Source organism: Pseudomonas putida (assembly GCA_041879295.1).
Taxonomy (GTDB): Bacteria; Pseudomonadota; Gammaproteobacteria; order Pseudomonadales; family Pseudomonadaceae; genus Aquipseudomonas; species Aquipseudomonas putida_Y.
Genome location: CP047152.1, coordinates 3,266,080 through 3,284,095, shown reverse-complemented (window position 1 = coordinate 3,284,095; position 18,016 = coordinate 3,266,080). Strand labels below are relative to the sequence as shown.

General features: G+C 64.3%; 22 protein-coding genes. 20 read left to right on the top strand and 2 right to left on the bottom strand.

The window, feature by feature from the left end; all coding sequences use genetic code 11:
• Positions 1–231: 231 nt before the first annotated feature.
• From GST84_15140 to GST84_15080, 13 genes are all read left to right on the top strand, one after another.
• Entirely contained in the window at positions 232–762 is a 531-nt protein-coding gene (locus GST84_15140; GenBank protein XGB13586.1) for a response regulator, read from the top strand.
• A gap of 183 nt (positions 763–945) precedes the next feature.
• Positions 946–2,619: a type II/IV secretion system protein gene (locus tag GST84_15135; GenBank protein ID XGB13585.1), complete on the top strand. Its 1,674-nt coding sequence runs from the start codon at positions 946–948 to the stop codon at positions 2,617–2,619.
• Positions 2,603–3,382, top strand: a complete 780-nt coding sequence (locus GST84_15130; protein XGB13584.1) for a hypothetical protein — start codon at positions 2,603–2,605, stop codon at positions 3,380–3,382. The genes GST84_15135 and GST84_15130 overlap by 17 nt, the downstream gene beginning before the upstream one ends.
• Before the next feature lies 1 nt (position 3,383).
• Positions 3,384–3,926 carry a pilus assembly protein gene (locus GST84_15125; GenBank protein ID XGB13583.1) on the top strand — a complete coding sequence of 181 codons (543 nt, stop codon included), beginning with the start codon at positions 3,384–3,386 and terminating at the stop codon, positions 3,924–3,926.
• Positions 3,913–4,476 carry a type 4a pilus biogenesis protein PilO gene (gene pilO / locus GST84_15120; protein ID XGB13582.1) on the top strand — a complete coding sequence of 188 codons (564 nt, stop codon included), beginning with the start codon at positions 3,913–3,915 and terminating at the stop codon, positions 4,474–4,476. The genes GST84_15125 and pilO overlap by 14 nt, the downstream gene beginning before the upstream one ends.
• Positions 4,476–4,982: a hypothetical protein gene (locus GST84_15115; protein XGB13581.1), complete on the top strand. Its 507-nt coding sequence runs from the start codon at positions 4,476–4,478 to the stop codon at positions 4,980–4,982. Before pilO ends, GST84_15115 begins: the two co-directional genes overlap by 1 nt.
• On the top strand, positions 4,979–6,844 hold the full coding sequence (locus GST84_15110; protein XGB13580.1) for a secretion type II protein: 1,866 nt from the start codon (positions 4,979–4,981) through the stop codon (positions 6,842–6,844). The genes GST84_15115 and GST84_15110 overlap by 4 nt, the downstream gene beginning before the upstream one ends.
• Positions 6,841–7,320, top strand: coding sequence for a prepilin-type N-terminal cleavage/methylation domain-containing protein (locus GST84_15105; GenBank protein ID XGB13579.1), 480 nt, complete (start codon positions 6,841–6,843; stop codon positions 7,318–7,320). The genes GST84_15110 and GST84_15105 overlap by 4 nt, the downstream gene beginning before the upstream one ends.
• A 5-nt stretch (positions 7,321–7,325) precedes the next feature.
• On the top strand, positions 7,326–7,700 hold the full coding sequence (locus GST84_15100; protein ID XGB13578.1) for a prepilin-type N-terminal cleavage/methylation domain-containing protein: 375 nt from the start codon (positions 7,326–7,328) through the stop codon (positions 7,698–7,700).
• Entirely contained in the window at positions 7,675–8,202 is a 528-nt protein-coding gene (locus GST84_15095; protein XGB13577.1) for a type II secretion system protein, read from the top strand. The genes GST84_15100 and GST84_15095 overlap by 26 nt, the downstream gene beginning before the upstream one ends.
• Entirely contained in the window at positions 8,199–8,600 is a 402-nt protein-coding gene (csgE, locus tag GST84_15090; protein ID XGB13576.1) for a curli production assembly/transport protein CsgE, read from the top strand. The genes GST84_15095 and csgE overlap by 4 nt, the downstream gene beginning before the upstream one ends.
• Entirely contained in the window at positions 8,597–9,010 is a 414-nt protein-coding gene (locus GST84_15085; GenBank protein ID XGB13575.1) for a curli production assembly protein CsgF, read from the top strand. Before csgE ends, GST84_15085 begins: the two co-directional genes overlap by 4 nt.
• Positions 9,011–9,044: 34 nt before the next feature.
• Positions 9,045–9,896, top strand: a complete 852-nt coding sequence (locus GST84_15080; GenBank protein XGB13574.1) for a curli production assembly/transport protein CsgG — start codon at positions 9,045–9,047, stop codon at positions 9,894–9,896.
• A gap of 375 nt (positions 9,897–10,271) precedes the next feature.
• Here the strand turns inward: GST84_15080 and GST84_15075 are convergent, their stop codons facing one another.
• Positions 10,272–12,020, bottom strand: coding sequence for an OPT family oligopeptide transporter (locus tag GST84_15075; GenBank protein ID XGB13573.1), 1,749 nt, complete (start codon positions 12,018–12,020; stop codon positions 10,272–10,274).
• 213 nt (positions 12,021–12,233) lie between these two features.
• Positions 12,234–13,181 (bottom strand): LysR family transcriptional regulator, encoded by a 948-nt coding sequence (locus tag GST84_15070; protein ID XGB13572.1) that lies wholly within the window; start codon positions 13,179–13,181, stop codon positions 12,234–12,236.
• A gap of 60 nt (positions 13,182–13,241) precedes the next feature.
• On the opposite strand from GST84_15070, the gene GST84_15065 reads away from it, so the two are divergent.
• The 7 genes from GST84_15065 (at position 13,242) to GST84_15035 (ending at position 18,013) form a co-directional block, all read left to right on the top strand.
• Entirely contained in the window at positions 13,242–14,189 is a 948-nt protein-coding gene (locus tag GST84_15065; protein XGB13571.1) for a 2-dehydropantoate 2-reductase, read from the top strand.
• Positions 14,186–14,584 (top strand): glyoxalase/bleomycin resistance/dioxygenase family protein, encoded by a 399-nt coding sequence (locus GST84_15060; protein ID XGB13570.1) that lies wholly within the window; start codon positions 14,186–14,188, stop codon positions 14,582–14,584. Before GST84_15065 ends, GST84_15060 begins: the two co-directional genes overlap by 4 nt.
• On the top strand, positions 14,581–15,036 hold the full coding sequence (locus GST84_15055; GenBank protein ID XGB13569.1) for an acyl dehydratase: 456 nt from the start codon (positions 14,581–14,583) through the stop codon (positions 15,034–15,036). The genes GST84_15060 and GST84_15055 overlap by 4 nt, the downstream gene beginning before the upstream one ends.
• On the top strand, positions 15,033–16,265 hold the full coding sequence (locus GST84_15050; GenBank protein XGB13568.1) for a CoA transferase: 1,233 nt from the start codon (positions 15,033–15,035) through the stop codon (positions 16,263–16,265). Before GST84_15055 ends, GST84_15050 begins: the two co-directional genes overlap by 4 nt.
• Positions 16,262–17,080 carry a shikimate dehydrogenase gene (aroE, locus tag GST84_15045; GenBank protein ID XGB13567.1) on the top strand — a complete coding sequence of 273 codons (819 nt, stop codon included), beginning with the start codon at positions 16,262–16,264 and terminating at the stop codon, positions 17,078–17,080. The genes GST84_15050 and aroE overlap by 4 nt, the downstream gene beginning before the upstream one ends.
• Before the next feature lie 4 nt (positions 17,081–17,084).
• Positions 17,085–17,522 (top strand): type II 3-dehydroquinate dehydratase, encoded by a 438-nt coding sequence (gene aroQ / locus GST84_15040; GenBank protein XGB13566.1) that lies wholly within the window; start codon positions 17,085–17,087, stop codon positions 17,520–17,522.
• A gap of 233 nt (positions 17,523–17,755) precedes the next feature.
• A complete protein-coding gene (locus GST84_15035) occupies positions 17,756–18,013 on the top strand; it encodes a hypothetical protein (GenBank protein ID XGB13565.1) in 258 nt (85 codons plus the stop codon).
• Positions 18,014–18,016: the final 3 nt, after the last annotated feature.

Below are 18,016 nucleotides of genomic sequence, written 5' to 3'. Positions count from 1 at the left end.
CAATCCTGGGGAATTAAGACTTGGCAATATGCCATCATTTCCCCCGCTTGTGGGGAACGGGTGGGGTGCGCCCGCTCAGCGTATGTCGGTTGCTGGCCAGCGCTCTAGTAAAATCAGCGACTTACAGTGGTGCAACATGACTATTCACGCCTGGCACGAAGCCTGCTCCAGTCTCTACAAGGGCGTACTTCGCAGACCGGGGAACCGGGCAGTATTTGGGAGTCGACCTTGGTGAACAGAGTATTGGTAGTCGATGACGAACAGACTCTTGCGCAGAACCTGCAAGCGTACCTGCAGGCGCAAGGCCTGGAAGTTCATGTTGCCCACGACGGTGCCAGTGGTATCGAACAGGCTGAAAGCCTGGCACCGCAAGTAGTTGTGCTGGATTACCGCCTGCCCGACATGGAAGGTTTTCAGGTTCTGGAGGCTGTACGCAAGAACAGGCAATGCCACTTCGTGCTGATCACCGCCCACCCCACCGTCGAGGTGCGTGAGCGGGCCGCCGAACTCGGTGTGAGTCACGTCCTGTTCAAGCCGTTCCCACTGATGGAACTGGCGCGTGCGATCTTCGACCTGCTGGGCATCGAGCGCCGGCGCAGGGCCACGGACAACCCGGCCGAAGGGTTCGTCGAACGACGCCAGAACAGGAACGAATCGTTCCCCCTGCAGTTGTACGATGGAAGCTGGGTGTTGGCCGACCGCCGCCGTAATGGCGCCAAGCCACCAGAGCCCGACGACGATCAACTGCTCACAGGGGAATAGCGGCGCCCGCACCTCTGGTAGAGCCAGCCTGCGACGCGCCCCTGAGCGGAGTCGCAGGCCATGCCAGAAGCATTCGATGCAACCCCGGAATCTGCAAAGCCTGCACCGACGTCTTCGCGGGCATGCCCACTCCCACAGGATGTATGCAGCCCACAGACCTGTGATGTACCTGTGGGAGCGGGCATGCCCGCGAAGAACCCGGCAAAAATTTCCGCCTACCCCCGCGAACTGCTGGCCCAGGCCCGTCTGCAAGCCACTGACGAGCGCCTGCTCGACTGCCTGGAACGCCTGGCCTGCGACACCCCCGACACCTTCACCCAGCGCCTGGGCCTGACCCTGCATTACCCGGTACTCGACAGCCACAGCCTGCTGGCCAGCACCCCACGCTTCGACAAGGTGGCCTTGGCCCAGTGCATCAAGCGCGAATGTGTGCTGATCGAGCAAGGCGGCCAACTGCTGGGCGTGTTCGCCGACCCCTTCGACCACGCCCGCCTGGCCTGGATCGACGACGTACTGCAAGGCGCGCCGCTTTACCTGGCCCACGCCGCCGACCTGGCCACCTTTCTGGCCCGTCATGAAGAAAGCTTCCACGCTGTCGATGCCCTTGACCACGACGCCGAAGCCAGCAGCGAAAGTGACCCGCTGCAACGCCTGTCGCTGGCCAGTATCAGCGAAGACCAGAGCCGCGTGGTCAAGCTGGTCAACTCCACCCTGTACGACGCCCTCAAGCTGCACGCCAGCGACATCCACCTGGGCATGACCGGCCAGGGCCTGACCATCAAGTACCGTATCGACGGCGTGCTCAACGGTGCTGGCAAGGCCAGTGGCAGCGCCTTCGCCGACCAGGTGATCTCGCGCATCAAGGTCATGGCCGAGCTGGACATCGGCGAAAAACGCGTACCCCAGGACGGCCGCTTCAAGGTGGCCGTGGGCGACCGGCAAATCGACTTCCGGGTGTCGATCATGCCTAGCATCTTCGGTGAAGATGCCGTGCTGCGGGTGCTCGACAAGCAGGACTTGTCTGACCGGGTCAGCGGCGTGCAACTGCAAGCCTTGGGCTTTGCCGACGAAACCTTGCGCGCCCTGCGCCGGTTGGCGGCAGAACCCTACGGCATGATCCTGGTCACCGGCCCTACAGGCAGCGGCAAGACCACCACCCTGTACGCCATGATCAGCGAGATCAACCATGGCGTGGACAAGATCATCACCATCGAGGACCCGGTCGAGTATCAACTGCCCGGCGTGCTGCAGATCCCGGTCAACGAGAAGAAGGGCCTGACCTTCGCCCGCGGCCTGCGCTCGATCCTGCGTCACGACCCGGACAAGATCCTGGTCGGTGAAATCCGTGACCCCGACACGGCCCAGATTGCCGTGCAATCGGCGCTCACCGGCCACCTGGTGTTCACCACCATCCACGCCAACAACGTGTTCGACGTGATTGGCCGCTTCAGCCAGATGCAGGTCGACCCCTACAGCTTCGTTTCTGCGCTCAACGCGGTGCTGGCCCAGCGCCTGATTCGTCTGGCCTGCCCGCACTGCGCCACGCCCTGCGAACACGATGACGACACCCTGTATGGCTCAGGCCTGACCCGCGAGGGTGTGGCCGGCTGGACGTTCGTCCGCGTCAAGGGTTGCGGGCAGTGCCGTGGCAGTGGCTATCGCGGCCGCAGTGCGATTGCCGAGCTGCTGCACCTGGATGACGACCTGCGGCAAATGATCGTCGAGCGCCGCCCGCTGGCGCAGATCAAGACGCTTGCCTGCCAGCGCGGTCTGCGCCTGCTGCGGGCCTCGGCCCTGGACCTGGTCCGCGATGGCCGCACCACCCTTGAGGAGATCAACCGTGTCACATTCATCTGACCGTTACTGCGCCGTAGTGGGCGCCGAGGGTGTCGGCCTGGGTCGCTGGCACAAGAACCACCACCAATGGCTGGGCAGCCGTGCGTTCAGTAGCGACGTCGCCCAATCGGCCTGGGAAGCTGCCGTCGATGCACTTGCTGCGCTGTTGGCCGAGCATGCGGTGCGGGGTGCCCAGTTGCGGGTGCTGCTGTCCGCCCGCTACAGCCGCTTCTGCCTGGTGCCCTGGAGTGACGCCATTGGCCACCCTCGCGAGCTGGACGCCTATGCCCGTGCTTGCTTCGAAAACCTCTACGGGCAGCCGTTGGACGACTGGCGCATCGTGCTGTCACCCGAGCCTGCCGGTGCGGCCCGCATCGCCACGGCACTGCCCGAAGCCTTGCTGCAACGGCTGCAGGCACTGGGCCAGGAAAGCCGCCTGAGCCTGCGCTCGGTGCAGCCGTACCTGATGGCTGCCTACAACCGCTGCTGGTCACAGCTGGAGCAGGGTGACTTCCTGTTCGTGCTGGCCGAGCCGCGCCGCAGTGTATTGCTGCTGGCCGCCGGCGGTGCCTGGCAGCAAGTGCTGGCGCAAGGCTGCGCTGACAGCGACCAGGCCCTGCAAGCACTGATCGAGCGTACCTGTGAGCTGTACGGCGAGCACCTGCCACGGGTGTACCTGCATGCCCCGGGTCGCTGCGACATGCCGCAACTGGCGGCCGTGCAACTGTGCCAGCCGGCCAGTGAAGCCGACCCGCTGTGCGCCATGTGGCGGGCGGTGGCCTGACATGCGCCGCCTCGACCTGGAATTTCAGCCACGGCGCAGCGGACCGCTGGTTTGGTCGCTGCTCGTCCTTGCCAGCGCCATGGTCGCCGGCCTGGTGCTGCTGCAGCAAAGCTTGCAGACCGAGCAAGTGGCACTGGAAGCCAGCGTCCATAGCCTGGAACTGCAACTGGGCCGCCGCCCGGCCAGCGCCGAACCCAGGAACAGCGCTGCCAGCCGGGAGCAGGCTGAGCGCCTGGCACAGATGCGCAGTGTGTCGCAGCAACTGCAGCGCCCTTGGCAGCAACTGTTCGCCATGCTTGAAGCCATGCCGCAGGACGACGTCGCGCTGCTTGCTCTGACGCCGGATGCGCGCAAGGGCCAGGTGCGCATTGCCGCCGAGGCGCGCAACCTCGAAGCGATGCTGCAGTACCACCAGCGGCTGGAAGCCAGCGACGAGCTCAGCGACGTGTCGTTGCTCAACCACGAGGTGCTCGCTGCGCGGCCCGAGCACCCGGTGCGCTTCACCCTCACTGCCACCTGGGAGACCGGCCATGCGCGCCCTTGAATCCTTCAGCAGCCTGATCCTCCATGAGCGCCTGCGCGTTGTCGGCCCGGTAGGCCTGGCTGCGGTCGCCGTAGGTCTGCTCGCCATTGGTGTGGGGTGTGCCGGTGTGCTGCCGCAATGGCAAAGCGTACGCGAACTGCGCGCCACCGAAGCGCAGGCCAGCGTACAGGTAGGGCGTGTCAAGCGGGGTGAGCTGAAGATTGCGGCCCAGCCCGAGCAGCAGGCCCTCGACAGCCTGCGCCAGCAACTGCCCGGGCAGCCCCAGGCCAGCGAACTGATCGAGCGTCTGTACCGCCTGGCCAGCGCCGAGCGCATCAGCTTGGCCCGTGGTGAATACGCGTTGGGCATCGACCCCAAGACCCAGTTGGCCCGCTATCAGATCGTGCTGCCTGTGCGCGGCAGCTACCCGCAGATTCGCGGCTTTATCAAAGGCCTGCTCAAGCAACTGCCGACCCTGGTGCTGGAAGACCTTGAGCTGCAACGCAAACGCATCGGCGACAGCGAGCTCAATGCCCGCCTGCGCATGACCCTTTACCTGTCGAGGTCGTGATGAACACACAACGTGCAGTCATCTGGGTCGGCTTCCTCGGCGTGAGTGCGGCGCTGGCCTGGGCACCGGACCATTGGTTTGGCCAGGACGATGGCGTCGCGGCCTTCGCGGGTAAACCCGCTCCTGCAACAGAAAGCGCTGCGCCCATTGTGGGAGCGGGCTTGCCCGCGAAAGGGCCGGAGCAGGCTTCCCGCGACCTGTTCCCAACCCAGCAATGGACCCAACCCAAAGCCCTGGCCACGGTCATCGAACAGCCCGTGGTCGTCGCGCCAGTACTGGCACCCGCTCCGACCGCCCCAGCCTTGCCATTTGAATTCATCGGCCGCATGGGTGACCGCGACGACCTGCAGGTCTTCCTGCAGAGCGGCGAAAAACTCTACGTCGTGCGCCAAGGCGACGTGATCGAAGACACCTATCGCCTCGATCGGGTATCGGCCAGCGAGCTGAACCTGGTCTACCTGCCTTTGCACCAGTCGCAGACCTTGTCTGTCGGGAGCGCACCATGATGTCGTCAAAGCTGTGCAAGCCTGCTCCGTTTCTGCTCGTTGCGCTGTGCGTGGCCATTGCCGGTTGCGGCTCCAGCGCGGTACGCAAGGACAGCGATCAATTGATGAAGGAGGGCCAGTACGAAGCCGGCATCGCCCGCCTGGAAGAGGCGTTGCGCGACGACCCGCGTGACACAGAGCTGAACATCGCCCTGGCCCACAGCCGCCAGGCGGCTGTCGAGGCCCTGATTACCCAGGCCGACAGCGACCGCGTCCGCCACGACTTCGCCAACGCCCGCATGGGCTATGGCCGGGTGCTCACCCTGGAGCCGAACAACCGCCGTGCCCAGGAAGGCATTCGCCAGCTGGAGCTGATCCGCACCCTGGACGAACGCGTCGCGCTTGGCCAGGCAGCGCTGCGCCAGGGCGACCTGTTCGGTGCCGAACGCTACATGCGCGAAGTATTGCGTCTGGACCCGCAGAACCAGAAGGGCATGACCCTGCGCAGCGACATCGAAAACGTGCAGGCACGCACCGCGCAGCCGTACCCGCAATTGCGCAGCAAGCTCGAGCGGCCGGTAACCCTGGAGTTTCGCGATGCCAACCTGAAGACCATCTTCGAAGTGCTGTCGCAGGTGGCCGGCATCAACTTCATCTTCGACAAGGACCTGCGCCCGGACATGAAGGCCACCATCTTCGTGCGCGAGGTGCGCATCGAGGACGCGATAGCGCTGCTGCTGGAGCAAAACCAGCTGCGCCAGAAGATCGTCAACGACAACACCGTGATGGTCTACCCCGACTCGCCGCAGAAGACCAAGGACTACCAGGAACTGGTCATGCGCACCTTCTACCTGACCAGCATCGATGCCAACACCGCGCTGAACATGGTCAAGACCATGCTCAAGACCCGTGACGTGTTCGTTGACGAGCGCCTCAATACCCTGACCATGCGCGACACCCCGGACGCCGTGCGCATGGCCGAGAAGCTGCTGCAATCGCAGGACCAGTCCAACCCCGAGGTGGTGCTGGAGGTGGAAGTGATGGAAGTGGCCACCTCGCGCATCCTTGACCTCGGCCTGCAATGGCCCAACACCTTTGGTGTGCTGAGCAACGACGGCAAACCGGTCAGTGTGCTCGACCAACTGAGGGGCATCGACTCCAGCCGCATCAGCATTTCTCCGTCCCCGCAGGCCAAGATCAACGCCCAGGACAAAGACATCAACACCCTGGCCAGCCCGGTGATCCGCGTCAGCAACCGCGAACAGGCGCGCATCCACATCGGCCAGCGGGTACCGATCATCAGCGCCACCTCGGTGCCGTCGACTCAAGGCCCGGTCATTACCGAGAGCGTCACCTACCTGGACGTCGGCCTGAAGCTTGAGGTGCAGCCCACCGTGCACCTGAACAACGAAGTGGCAATCAAGGTTGCGCTTGAGGTGAGTAATGCCACGCCGCTGGAAGCCACGCGCCAGGGCACCATTCCGGTTCAGGTCGACACCCGCAACGCGCAGACCAGCCTGCGCCTGCATGATGGCGAAACCCAGGTGCTGGCTGGCCTGGTGCGCAACGACCACAACGCCAGCGGCAACAAGATCCCCGGCCTTGGCGACATCCCTGGCCTGGGCCGGCTGTTTGGCAGCAACAAGGACGACATGAGCAAGAGTGAGCTGGTGCTGGCGATCACCCCGCGCATCGTGCGCAACCTGCCGTACCAGAGCCCGTCGGACATGGAGTTTCCCACTGGCACCGAGTCGGCCATGCAGGTGCGCCAGATGGCGCCACTGGCGCCGATGGACATGCCCGGTAACGCGCCGGCCACTGATGCACCGGTCGTGGACAGCCAGATGGCGGTCGTCCCGACCAACGGGAGCCCACGGCCATGAAAGCCCGGCGCCGCATGCACGGCTTCAGCCTGATCGAGGTGGTGCTGACCCTGGCACTGCTCGGGCTGCTCGCCAGCATGGCCGCGCCGCTGACCGAAACCGTGGTACGCCGCGGCAAGGAGCAGCAACTGCGCGAGGCGCTGTACCAGATTCGCGACGCCATCGATGCCTACAAGCGGGCCTTCGACGCCGGCTACATCGAGAAGCGCGTGGATAGCAGTGGCTATCCGCCGAACCTGCAGGTGCTGGTAGAGGGCGTGCGCGATGTGCGCAGTGCCAAAGGCGCCAAGTTCTACTTCCTGCGGCGCATCCCGCACGACCCGCTGGTGGCGGCAAAGGATGAAGACGAAGGCGGCTGGGGCCTGCGCGCCTACGACAGCAGCCCAGACAACCCGCGCGAAGGCGAAGACGTGTTCGACGTGTATTCCAGGGCCCGTGGCAAAGGCCTGAACAACATCCCTTACGGGCAATGGTGACAGCCATGAAACGCAGCAAAGGCTTCACCCTGATCGAACTGCTGGTGGTGATGGCGATCATTGCCACGCTGATGACCATCGCCATGCCGCGCTACTTCAACAGCCTGGAAAGCTCGCGCGAGGCCACCCTGCGTCAAAGCCTGGCAGTGCTGCGCGAGGCGCTGGACCACTACTACGGTGACACCGGCCATTACCCCGATTCACTGGAACAGCTGGTGGAACAGCGCTACCTGCGCAACACGCCGGTCGACCCGATCACCGAGCGCAGCGATGCCTGGCAGCTGGTGCCACCGCCCGAGGGCGTGGCCGGCGGCGTGGCCGATATCAAGAGCGGTGCCACAGGGAGGGCGCGTGATGGCAGCCTCTTCGCTGAATGGTAAGGCCAGTGGCGGCTTCACCTACCTGGGTGTGCTGCTGCTGATTGCGGTCAGCAGCGTGGCCCTGGCCGCCACCGGCACGATCTGGGCGAGCGCCGCCCAGCGCGACCGCGAACGCCAGTTGCTGTGGGTTGGCGGCCAGTATGCCCAGGCCTTGCGCAGCTACTACCGCGCCTCGCCAGGGCTGGCCCAGTACCCCCAGGAACTGACCGACCTGCTACAGGACAACCGCTTCCCGCAGGCCAAACGGCACATCCGCAGGCTTTACCCTGACCCGATCAGCAACAGCGACGAGTGGGGCCTGCTGCGCTCGATCGACGGCCGTATCACTGGCGTCTACAGCCGCTCGGACGCCACCCCTTTCAAGCGCAGTGGCTTCAGCGCCGAATGGAGCGGGTTCGAGGGGCTGGAACACTACAGCGACTGGCAGTTCGTCGCCGAGCAGGCCTTTACCGAAAGTGCACGCGGTGTGCAGATGAATGCGGGCCCGGGAGATACGCCATGAAGCGCCTGGCTGCGCTGTGCCTAGGCCTGCTGCTGTTGGCAGGGGTGGCCACCTGCGCCAAGGCGGGTGCCGAAGACGAGATGCAGGGCTTTATCGTCGATAACACCATCTCGCACATCGGCCACGACTTTTACTACTACTTCGCCGACCGCCTGCGTGCCACCAGCCGCCTGGACTTCAACCTGGTGGTACGCGAACGCCCGGATGCCCGCTGGGGCAGCCTGGTGACGGTGGAGTTCGAGCGTGAAGTGGTGTACCGCCGGTTCCTGCCACCGAACACCACCGAGCTCAAAGACGAGGCCGTCGCCGCCGCCGACCTGGTCAAGCAGCAGATCATTCAACGCAAGCTGCAACGCCTGTTACAGGACACCACCGACTTGGAGAGGGACGAGCTATGAACCACCGTATTCCACGTTGCATTGCCGCCTGCCTGCTGGCCAGCGCCTGTGCTTCCCAGGCCACCGAGCTGGTGTACACCCCGGTCAACCCGGCGTTTGGCGGTAACCCGTTGAACGGCACTTGGCTGTTGAACAACGCCCAGGCGCAGAACGACTACGACGACCCGGACCTCAAGGACCGTGCCTCGGCCTTTACCGGCACCACAGCCCTTGAGCGGTTCAGCAACCAGCTGGAGTCGCGGATGTTGTCGCAGTTGCTGGACAACATCAGCAACGGCAACACCGGCAGCATGGCGACCGATGCGTTTCTCATCGACGTCATCGACGATTCCGGGGCCTTGAGCATCAAGGTCACCGATCGTGCCACAGGAGAAATTTCGATCATTGAGGTCAGCGGCCTGAACCCCTGAGAGGGAAGGGCTTTTATGTTGGGGAGAGAACACCATGAAACGTCTGCTGAGCACGCTGCTGATCCTCACCGCCCTGGGCCTGCAAAGTGGTTGCAGCCTGCGCGAACCCATGTCGGCTGAACTGGACTCGGAAACCCCGACCCTGACCCCTCGGGCCTCGACTTACTACGACCTGATCAACATGCCACGGCCCAAAGGCCGGCTGATGGCCGTGGTGTACGGCTTCCGCGACCAGACCGGGCAGTACAAGCCGACCCCGGCCAGTTCGTTCTCCACCAGCGTCACCCAGGGCGCGGCCAGCATGTTGATGGACGCACTGAGTGCCAGCGGCTGGTTCGTGGTGCTGGAGCGTGAAGGGCTGCAGAACCTGCTGACCGAGCGCAAGATCATCCGTGCATCGCAGAAAAAGCCTGATGTGGCGGAAAACATCATGGGCGAGCTGCCACCGCTGCAAGCCGCCAACCTGATGCTCGAAGGCGGCATCATTGCCTACGACACCAACGTGCGTAGCGGCGGCGAGGGCGCCCGCTACCTGGGGATCGACATTTCCCGTGAGTACCGGGTGGACCAGGTCACCGTTAACCTGCGCGCCGTGGACGTGCGCACCGGGCAGGTGCTGGCCAACGTGATGACCAGCAAGACCATCTACTCGGTAGGGCGCAGTGCCGGGGTGTTCAAGTTCATCGAGTTCAAGAAACTGCTGGAGGCCGAGGTGGGGTATACCACCAATGAACCGGCGCAGTTGTGCGTGCTGTCGGCGATCGAAGCGGCGGTGGGGCACTTGCTGGCGCAGGGGATCGAGCGGCGGCTGTGGCAGGTGGCGGGGGATGCGGGGGAAGGCACGGCGATGGTGGACAAGTTTTTGAGCCAGAATCAGCAGCCGTGATCAGGCTTGAGGGCCTCTTCGCCGGTAAACCCGCTCAAGTGCAGCGCTGGCCTCAGGCTTGGCGCGGTCCCTTGTAGGAGCGGTGTCCCGCGAAGAGGCCAGTGCGTGATCTGTTGTTGAGCAATGACCATGGGGTGGACTCGGCCAAGGCGGTGCAGCCGGTGTTTGAAGGCTTGGGTCTGTGTTTGGGTTTCGAGGTGTTGGCGATAGGGATTCGTCGCCTGTGAGATCGAGCGCCGCCCGCGCGGCGCATCGCGAGCTACGCTCGCTCCTACGTTTGTTTCGGGCCAGTCATGCCTGTGACAGGTGCGCGCGACAGCTTGGTTTGTACGACGTGATAGAAGGGACGCGCGGGCGAGGGGGGATACGCAGTATCTACAACCCCCGAAGCATCTCCCAAAACGATGCCGCCACCCCCATGATGCTCTCACCGGCAATCAACCCCGCCGCCGCGGTAATCGCAAAACGCTCCGTCACCCTCGGCCACCGGCAACTGACCAGCCAGGTCACTACGGCACCAAACCCCATCATCAGGCTGATCGATGCAGGCAGGATGAACGCCAACCCCAGCGCCGCCGTACTCGGCAGCCAGCGGGCTGCCCGTTGCGGCAACAGGCTGTCCAGTGCCCCCAGCAGTACGCCAACAGCACTCCCAGTCGCAATCGCCCAGCGCGACTCCAAGGACAGCGCCCCCAGCCCCTGGGTCAGCGTCTGCGCAACCGCTTTCCAGGTCGCCGCTGCCGGTGCCGGCCACTGCTCAGTGAGCAACAAGGCCTGCGGATCGGGAATCAGCACTCGATACACCAGCACGCCGACCACGCTACCGATGAAAATACCGACGCACTGAGCAATCAGCTGTTTGTGCGGCGTAGCGCCGATCGCCTGGCCAACCTTGAAGTCGTTCATCAGGTCGGTGGATTGCCCGGCCGCGCCACCCGCCGTGTTGGCACTCATCAGGTTGATCGCCACCTGGCCGGGGGCGATCAGGCCGAAGCTGAGCTGCGACAGCTTGCCGATGGCGCCAATCGGTGCGATGCCAGTGGCGCCGACCACGCGCGCCGCGACCACGGCAAGGCACACGGCCAACGGAATGCTCAACAGCGCCATCCACCAGTCGATGCCAAACAACAACACCTGCAGGGTAATGATCAGCGCCGTGGACAGCAGCAGCCCCGACGCAGGCCAGGGGCTAAAACGCATCCTGGCGCGCGGCGTTCGCTGTTCAGCGGGCGATCGCCGGGGCACTTGGAACAGGCGAACCAACAATGAAGTCAGCGTCGCGCAGACCATCAGGCTCACGCCAGGCCACAACAGCCATTCCACCAGCGCGGCAAACTGCGGGCCGCTGGCGTTCGGAGCAAGCGCCACCAAGGCCTGTTCGATCAACCACGGCGCCAGTCCGCCCCAGGCCAGCGCGGCGCCAATCAGTAACGTCACGCCCACGCGAATGCCGATGATGCTGCCGAAGCCGATCAGCATCAGCGAAGGGTCGACCGTGAAGGTCAGGCGCTCGAGCGCCGGCGTGGGCGCCCAGCGCGGTATCGCCCAGACGAACCCGTCTACCCATTTGACCAGTGCTGAAAGCAACGCGGCGCTGCATAGCACCTTGATCCGCGCCATGGCTTCGCGCCCGTGGTTGTAGATCTGCTGCAGCGTTTCCAAGGTCGCCATGCCTTCGGGAAACTTCAGGCCATGGTCGTTGAGCAGGGCGGGGCGCAGGTACCAGGCGATCCAGATGCCCAGGAAGCTCACCGAGAACACCCAGGCCATCATCGGCAGCGGGTCCAGTTGGTGTCCGGTGAGCAGGGTATAGGCGGGGATCGGCGCGACCAGCCCGCCGGAGATGATGGAGGCGGCGGCTGACGCCACGGTCTGGTTGATGTTGCTTTCGTGCAACGTCCACGCGGAGCGGTTGTTGCGATGCCTTGCCAGGCCCTGCCACAGGGCGAAACCGACCAGCAAGGCGATGATCGACATGTTGAATGACCAGCCGATCTTCAGCCCTGCGTACACATTCGAGGGCGTGAGCAAGATGCCCAGCACCGTGCCGGTGAGCACCGCCCGCAGGCTCAGTTCACGTTCGATGCGAACCTGGGGGAGGGCGGTTGAGGAGGCATGTCCCATGGCAATCCTTTGTCGACGTCGCAAACGCGCTCTGGACAACTGAGCCCCGCCAGCCACGAAGGTTCACTGCTGGCGCCAAAGACGAGCCTGAAGGCTGTAGCAGCCCTGCGCGTGTGCGGCTTTATCCGATGTGTTAACCAAACGTCGCTTGTGACTTGGCCTGTTGGAGAATTCGGGCCTTATCTGGGCAATGCTATCTAAGTCGAAACTGGATCATGCCTGGCTTGCTTGCTGAAACAATCCGCGCACGACGTCCCTCAACCATCGATTTCCATTGTCCTGATGATAGCGGGCATGCCAATGCTGCTTGACCGTGAACCCCTCCACTTCGAACGGGCAGTCATGGACCTGTAGCCCATGCATATCGGCCAGTGTCTGCCCGATATGCCGCGGCAAGGTGCCTAGCAGATCGGTAGTCCCGATTATCATCCCTAACCCGAGAAACGCTGGCAGCTCCAGCATGATCCGCCGTTCGATCCCGGCCCGCGCCAACCCTGCTTCCAGCAGCTTTTGCCCGGTGCCGAAACTGATCTGCACATGCCCCTCGGCCCGATACCGCTCCAGGCTCATGCCATTGCTCAGGCGTGGATGCTGCGGGTTGCTCAGGCATACCCAGTCCTGTTCGAACAGCACCTGCTGATACATCCCCCCGCCCAGCCAGGGCACGAAGCCGATGGCCAGGTCCGCTTCGCCCGACTCCAGCGCGCTCTCGGTATTGCCGTCGATCCGCGCCGCCTCCAGGCGAATACCCGGCGCATGGCTGCGCAGATGGTTGAGGATGCTTGGCAGCAAGGTGATGTGGCTGGCATCGCTGACACACAGGCGAAAACGCCGCTGCGCTGTGGCGGCGATGAACTGCGGCTCCCAGGCGGTCAGCCGGCGCAGCGATTCCAGCACCTCGCGGCACGGCCCTATCAGCTGATCGGCGCGGGGGGTAGGGGCCATGCCGCCCGGCGTGCGCACGAACAGCGGGTCGTTCAATTGCTCGCGCAGGCGCGCCAGCCAGATGCTGATGGTCGGCTGGCTCTGCCCTAGCTGTTCGGCGGCGCGGGTCACGCTGCGGCATTGGTAAAGCACGTCGAACAACTGCAGCAGCTTGGGTTCGGGCAGGGCCTCCAGGGTAGCCGTCATTGCGATTCTCAATAGTCGTATTGAGGCCATTGTATAGCGCAAATAACCCCTGCTGCATAAGGTGATCGCAAATCACAGGAGGTCTGCGACGTGAAAATCTGCATTCTGGGCGCCGGAGCACTGGGTTGCGCCATTGGCGCGGCCCTGAGCGAGGCAGGGCATGAAACCTGGCTGCTGAACCGCGGCCGCGCGCACATCGAGGCGATGAACCAGCACGGGCTGCGGGTGCAGGACGAACGGGGCGAGCGCTATGTACCGGTCAACGCGGCCATTGAAGCCGAAGACGTTGGCGTGACCGATTTGGTGGTGGTGCTGGTGAAGTCGTTTCACACCGCCGAGGCCATCGCCGGCGCTGTCGCGCTGATCGGGCCGCAGACGCTGGTGCTGTCGCTGCAGAACGGCCTCGGCCACGAGGACATCCTGGCCGAGGCGGTGGGGCGTGAGCGGGTGCTGGCTGGCAAGACCTATGTCGGCGGCGTGCTGCTCGCGCCGGGCTCGATCCGTGCCGGTGTGGCCGGCAAACAGACCTTCATCGGCGAGCTCGACGGCCAGCTGACGCCGCGCGTGCAGGCCATCGCCGAAGCGTTCAACCACGCCGGGCTGGCCACCACGGTAAGCGACAACATCCTCGGCACCATGTGGGACAAGCTGCTGGTCAACGTCGCCACCGGTGCATTGAGCGGTATCACCATGCTCAGCTACGGCCAGCTATACAGCGAGCCGCTACTGGAAAGTACCGCCAAGGCCGCTGTGGCCGAGGCCATCGCCGTGGCCGAGCGCGCCGGCATCCGCTTGAGCCTGACCAGCCCCGAAGCTGCCTGGACACTGGCCGCCGAAGGCCTGCCGGCGAGCTTCCGCACCTCGATGCTGCAGAGCCTGGAAAAAAACTCGATCACCGAAATCGACTTCATCAACGGCTCCGTCGTGCGCTGGGGCCAGCGCCATGGCGTGGCCACGCCGGTCAACGCGACCCTGGTGGCCTGCATCAAGGGTATCGAGCGCGCCATGGCCGATCACCAGAAGGGAGAAACCCCATGAGCCAGCCAAAAGCCTACCTCGAACACGTGGCGTTCTGGGTGCAGGACATTCAGTGGCATATCCGTTTTTTCAGCGAGGTGTGCGGCATGAGCATGCGTGAAGTGCAGGGTGACGTCGAGCAACCGGCGCAGTACTGGACCCTCGGCGGCCTGCAGTTCATTCACCAGCCGGACTTCACTGGCCCGGAAGGGCGCATGGCGCACCTGGGCATCATGTGTGAGGACCTGGAAGCGGCGCTGGCCGCCGCCCAACGCTTTGGCGTCAGCGAAATGCCTCAGGGCCGCAACTGGTTACGCCTGCCTGATGGCCTGGCGGTGGAGTTCATCCAGGCGCTGCCGGCCAAATGCGTAGCCCAGGCACTGGCCATCGACCCGCGCGCGGAGGTGCAGGCATGAGCGTAATTGAAAAGTACTGGGACGATGCCCGCGAGGGCGACGAGTGCATCAGCCCGACCTACACCGTGACCCGCGAACGCATCCTGGCCTACGCCGACCTTACCGGCGATCACACCCCGGTGCATGTCGACGAGGCTTACGCCAACGCCAGCCACTTTGGCTGCCTGGTTGCCCACGGCCTGTTCGGGCTGTCGATCGCCGACGGCCTGAAGACCCAGTGCGAGTACCGCTTCCTGCCGGGCATGTCGCTGGGCTGGACCTGGGACTTCGTGCTGCCGATCAAGGTCAACGACGTGCTCCACGTACGCATGCGAGTGGGTGCGATGCGCCCGAGCAACAGCCGACCTGGCTGGGGCATCGTGGTGTTGCCTTCGGAACTGATCAACCAGCACGGCGAAGTCGTGCAACGTGGCGAGCACCGGTTGATGGTGCCGCGGAGGGCAGCAGCATGAGCCAGGCATTGCCATTGGCGGGTATCCGCGTCGTTGATTACAGCCACTTCCTCGCTGGCCCCTATGTCGGCCGTTGCCTGGCGGCGCTTGGCGCAGAGGTGATCAAGGTCGAGCGGCCGGGTAGCGGCGACGCTGGCCGCCAGCACGCGTTCACCCTGGACGACCAGCAGAGCGGCTATTTCCTGCAGCTGAACATGGGCAAGCAGGGCGTCAGCGTCAACATGAAGGACCCGCGCGGCAAGGCGTTCATGCAGCGCCTGACCGATTCGGCCGACGTGTTCATCGAGAACTACCGCCCCGGCGCCCTGGACAAGCTGGGCCTGGGCTACGCCGAGCTGTCGGCGCGCAACCCGCGCCTGGTGTACTGCTCGATTTCCGCCTACGGCCATACCGGGCCGGACGCCCACCGCGCCGGCTTCGGCCTGATCGCCGAGGCCAAGAGCGGGATCATGCAGATGGTGGGCGTGCCGGGCGAGGCACCGCCGCTGCTGCGTATTTCCCTGGGCGACATGTACACCGGCATCCACGCGGTGGCGGCGATCAATGCCGCGCTGCTCGGCCGGGTGAGCAGTGGCCGTGGCCAGCATATCGACATGGCGCTGTACGACACCCTGGTGTCGATGCACGAATACGCGGTGCAGTGTTACACGCTGTCCGGTGGCACTGTGTTGCCCCAGCAGACCGGCCACGACATGCCCACCTCGACCCTGTACGGCGTGTTCCGCGCTGCCGACGGCGACCTGGTGATCGCTGCCCAGGTCGACGATGCCTGGCAACGCTTCGCGGCCATGCTCGAAGCCAACGGCGGCCCGCCCGGGTTCGGCAGCGACCGCCGCTACCACAACCTCAACGGCCGCAACGCCCACCGTGAGGCGATCCTGGCGGTGGTCCGCGACTGGGTCGGCGCGCGTCGGGTGGCCGAGATCCTGGCGTTGCTCGATGCCATCGACATCCCCAGTGCCAAGGTCCAACGCATCGACGAAGTGCTGGCCGATCCGCAGATCCAGGCACGCAACATGGTCATCGAGCAGCAGCACCCACGCTACGGCACGCTGCGCCTGCCCAACCTGCCGTTCCGCTTTTCCGACTGCGACACCACCATTCACCAAGTGGCCCCGGACCTTGGCCAGCACAACGCCGAAGTGGCCGCCGGGCTTGGCTTCAGCCCCGAAGAAATCGTTGCCCTGCAGGCAGACGGTGTACTGTTCACCCACGGAGATGCACGATGAGCGACCGCTACGCAGTGATCGGCCGGCCGATCAACCACACCAAATCCCCGCTGATTCATGGCCTGTTCGCCCAGGCCAGCAACCAGCAGCTGGAATACGGGGCCATTGAAGGCTCGCTGGAAGACTTCGAAGCCCAGGTGCTGCAGTTTCGTAGCGAAGGCGGGAAGGGCATGAACATCACCGCCCCGTTCAAGCTGCGTGCCTTCGAACTGGCCGACCGGCGCAGCGAGCGGGCGCAACTGGCACGGGCGGCAAATGCGCTGAAGTTCGAGGATGGTCGCATCGTCGCCGAGAACTTCGATGGCATCGGTTTGCTGCGGGACATCGAGCAGAACCTTGGCGAGCCGCTGCGCAACCGCCGTTTGCTGCTGCTGGGTGCTGGTGGCGCGGTGCGCGGGGCGTTGCTGCCGTTCCTGCAGGCGGGGCCATGTGAGCTGGTGATCGCCAACCGGGACATGGCCAAGGCGCTGGCGCTGCGTAACGAGCTCGACCACCCGCGTCTGCGCATCAGCCGCTACGAAGCGCTGGAAGGGCAATCGTTCGACATCGTGGTCAACGCCACCTCGGCGAGCCTGACCGCTGATCTGCCGCCACTGCCTGCTGATGTGCTGGGCGAGGCGGCCTTGGCCTACGAGCTGGCCTATGGCAAAGGCCTCACGCCTTTCCTGCGTCTGGCCCGCGCGCACGGCCAGGCGCGCCTGGCCGATGGCGTCGGCATGCTGGTGGAGCAGGCCGCCGAGGCGTTTGCCTGGTGGCGCGGGGTGCGGCCCGACACACGTGCGGTGATCGATCAGCTGACGATTCCCCTGGAGTAGGTCGATGGTCGCCAATGTACTGATGCTGCATGGCATCAACCACAACATGTTCGGCAAGCGCGACCCGCGCCAGTACGGCACTGCGACCCTGGCCGACATCGACCAGGCGTTGCAGGCCTTGGGCGAAGAGCTGGGAGCCCAGGTTGAGAGCTTCCAGAGCAACTTCGAAGGCGCCATGTGCGAACGCATCCATCAGGCCTATGAGGACCGGGTAGATGCCGTGCTGATCAATGCCGGTGCCTGGACCCATTACAGCTACGGCATTCGTGATGCATTGGCCATCATCGAAGTGCCGGTGGTAGAAGTGCACATGTCCAACATCCATGCCAGGGAGCCGTTCCGCCATCACTCGGTATTTGCCGAGGTGGTGCGCGGGCAAATCTGCGGGTTTGGTGTCGAAACCTACCTGCTGGCGCTGCGTGCGGCGATGAGCATGGTCTGAGCAGGGCCGCATGGCTTAGCGGGATTACCCGCGAGGTAGGTGACGCGGGGCATGCGGCGACGGCTCCTGAAGTGACCGTAGGTGTGGCGGGTGTCGTGCTGCCTACCCATCCAGCATGGATGGAAAGCCAGTAGCGACTTCCGTGACTGCATAGTACGGTCCGCCTTCAACAAGCCACCCGGTTCGTTGCCTCCACCCCCACGGACCGGGGCTCTCATGACCTGGGAGGTCGAATGGAAGTCGCTACAACGATCAGTCAACAAGAACTGGATAACGCCTTGGTCGCGTTTGCACGCTATAAAATCGGAGAGATCAAGATCTTCGACCTGGAGCAGGCAATGAGCTTCGAAGCAGGCCAAGCCTTGTCCCAAAGCGGGCTGGTCTGTTTCTCAATTACCAAAATGGTGTCAGGACGTTATCGCATCAGCGATGAAGGAGAGAACGCCATCACAGAGGCTGGGCGGGATCGCCTTGAGGTGATCCGCGCCTGACCC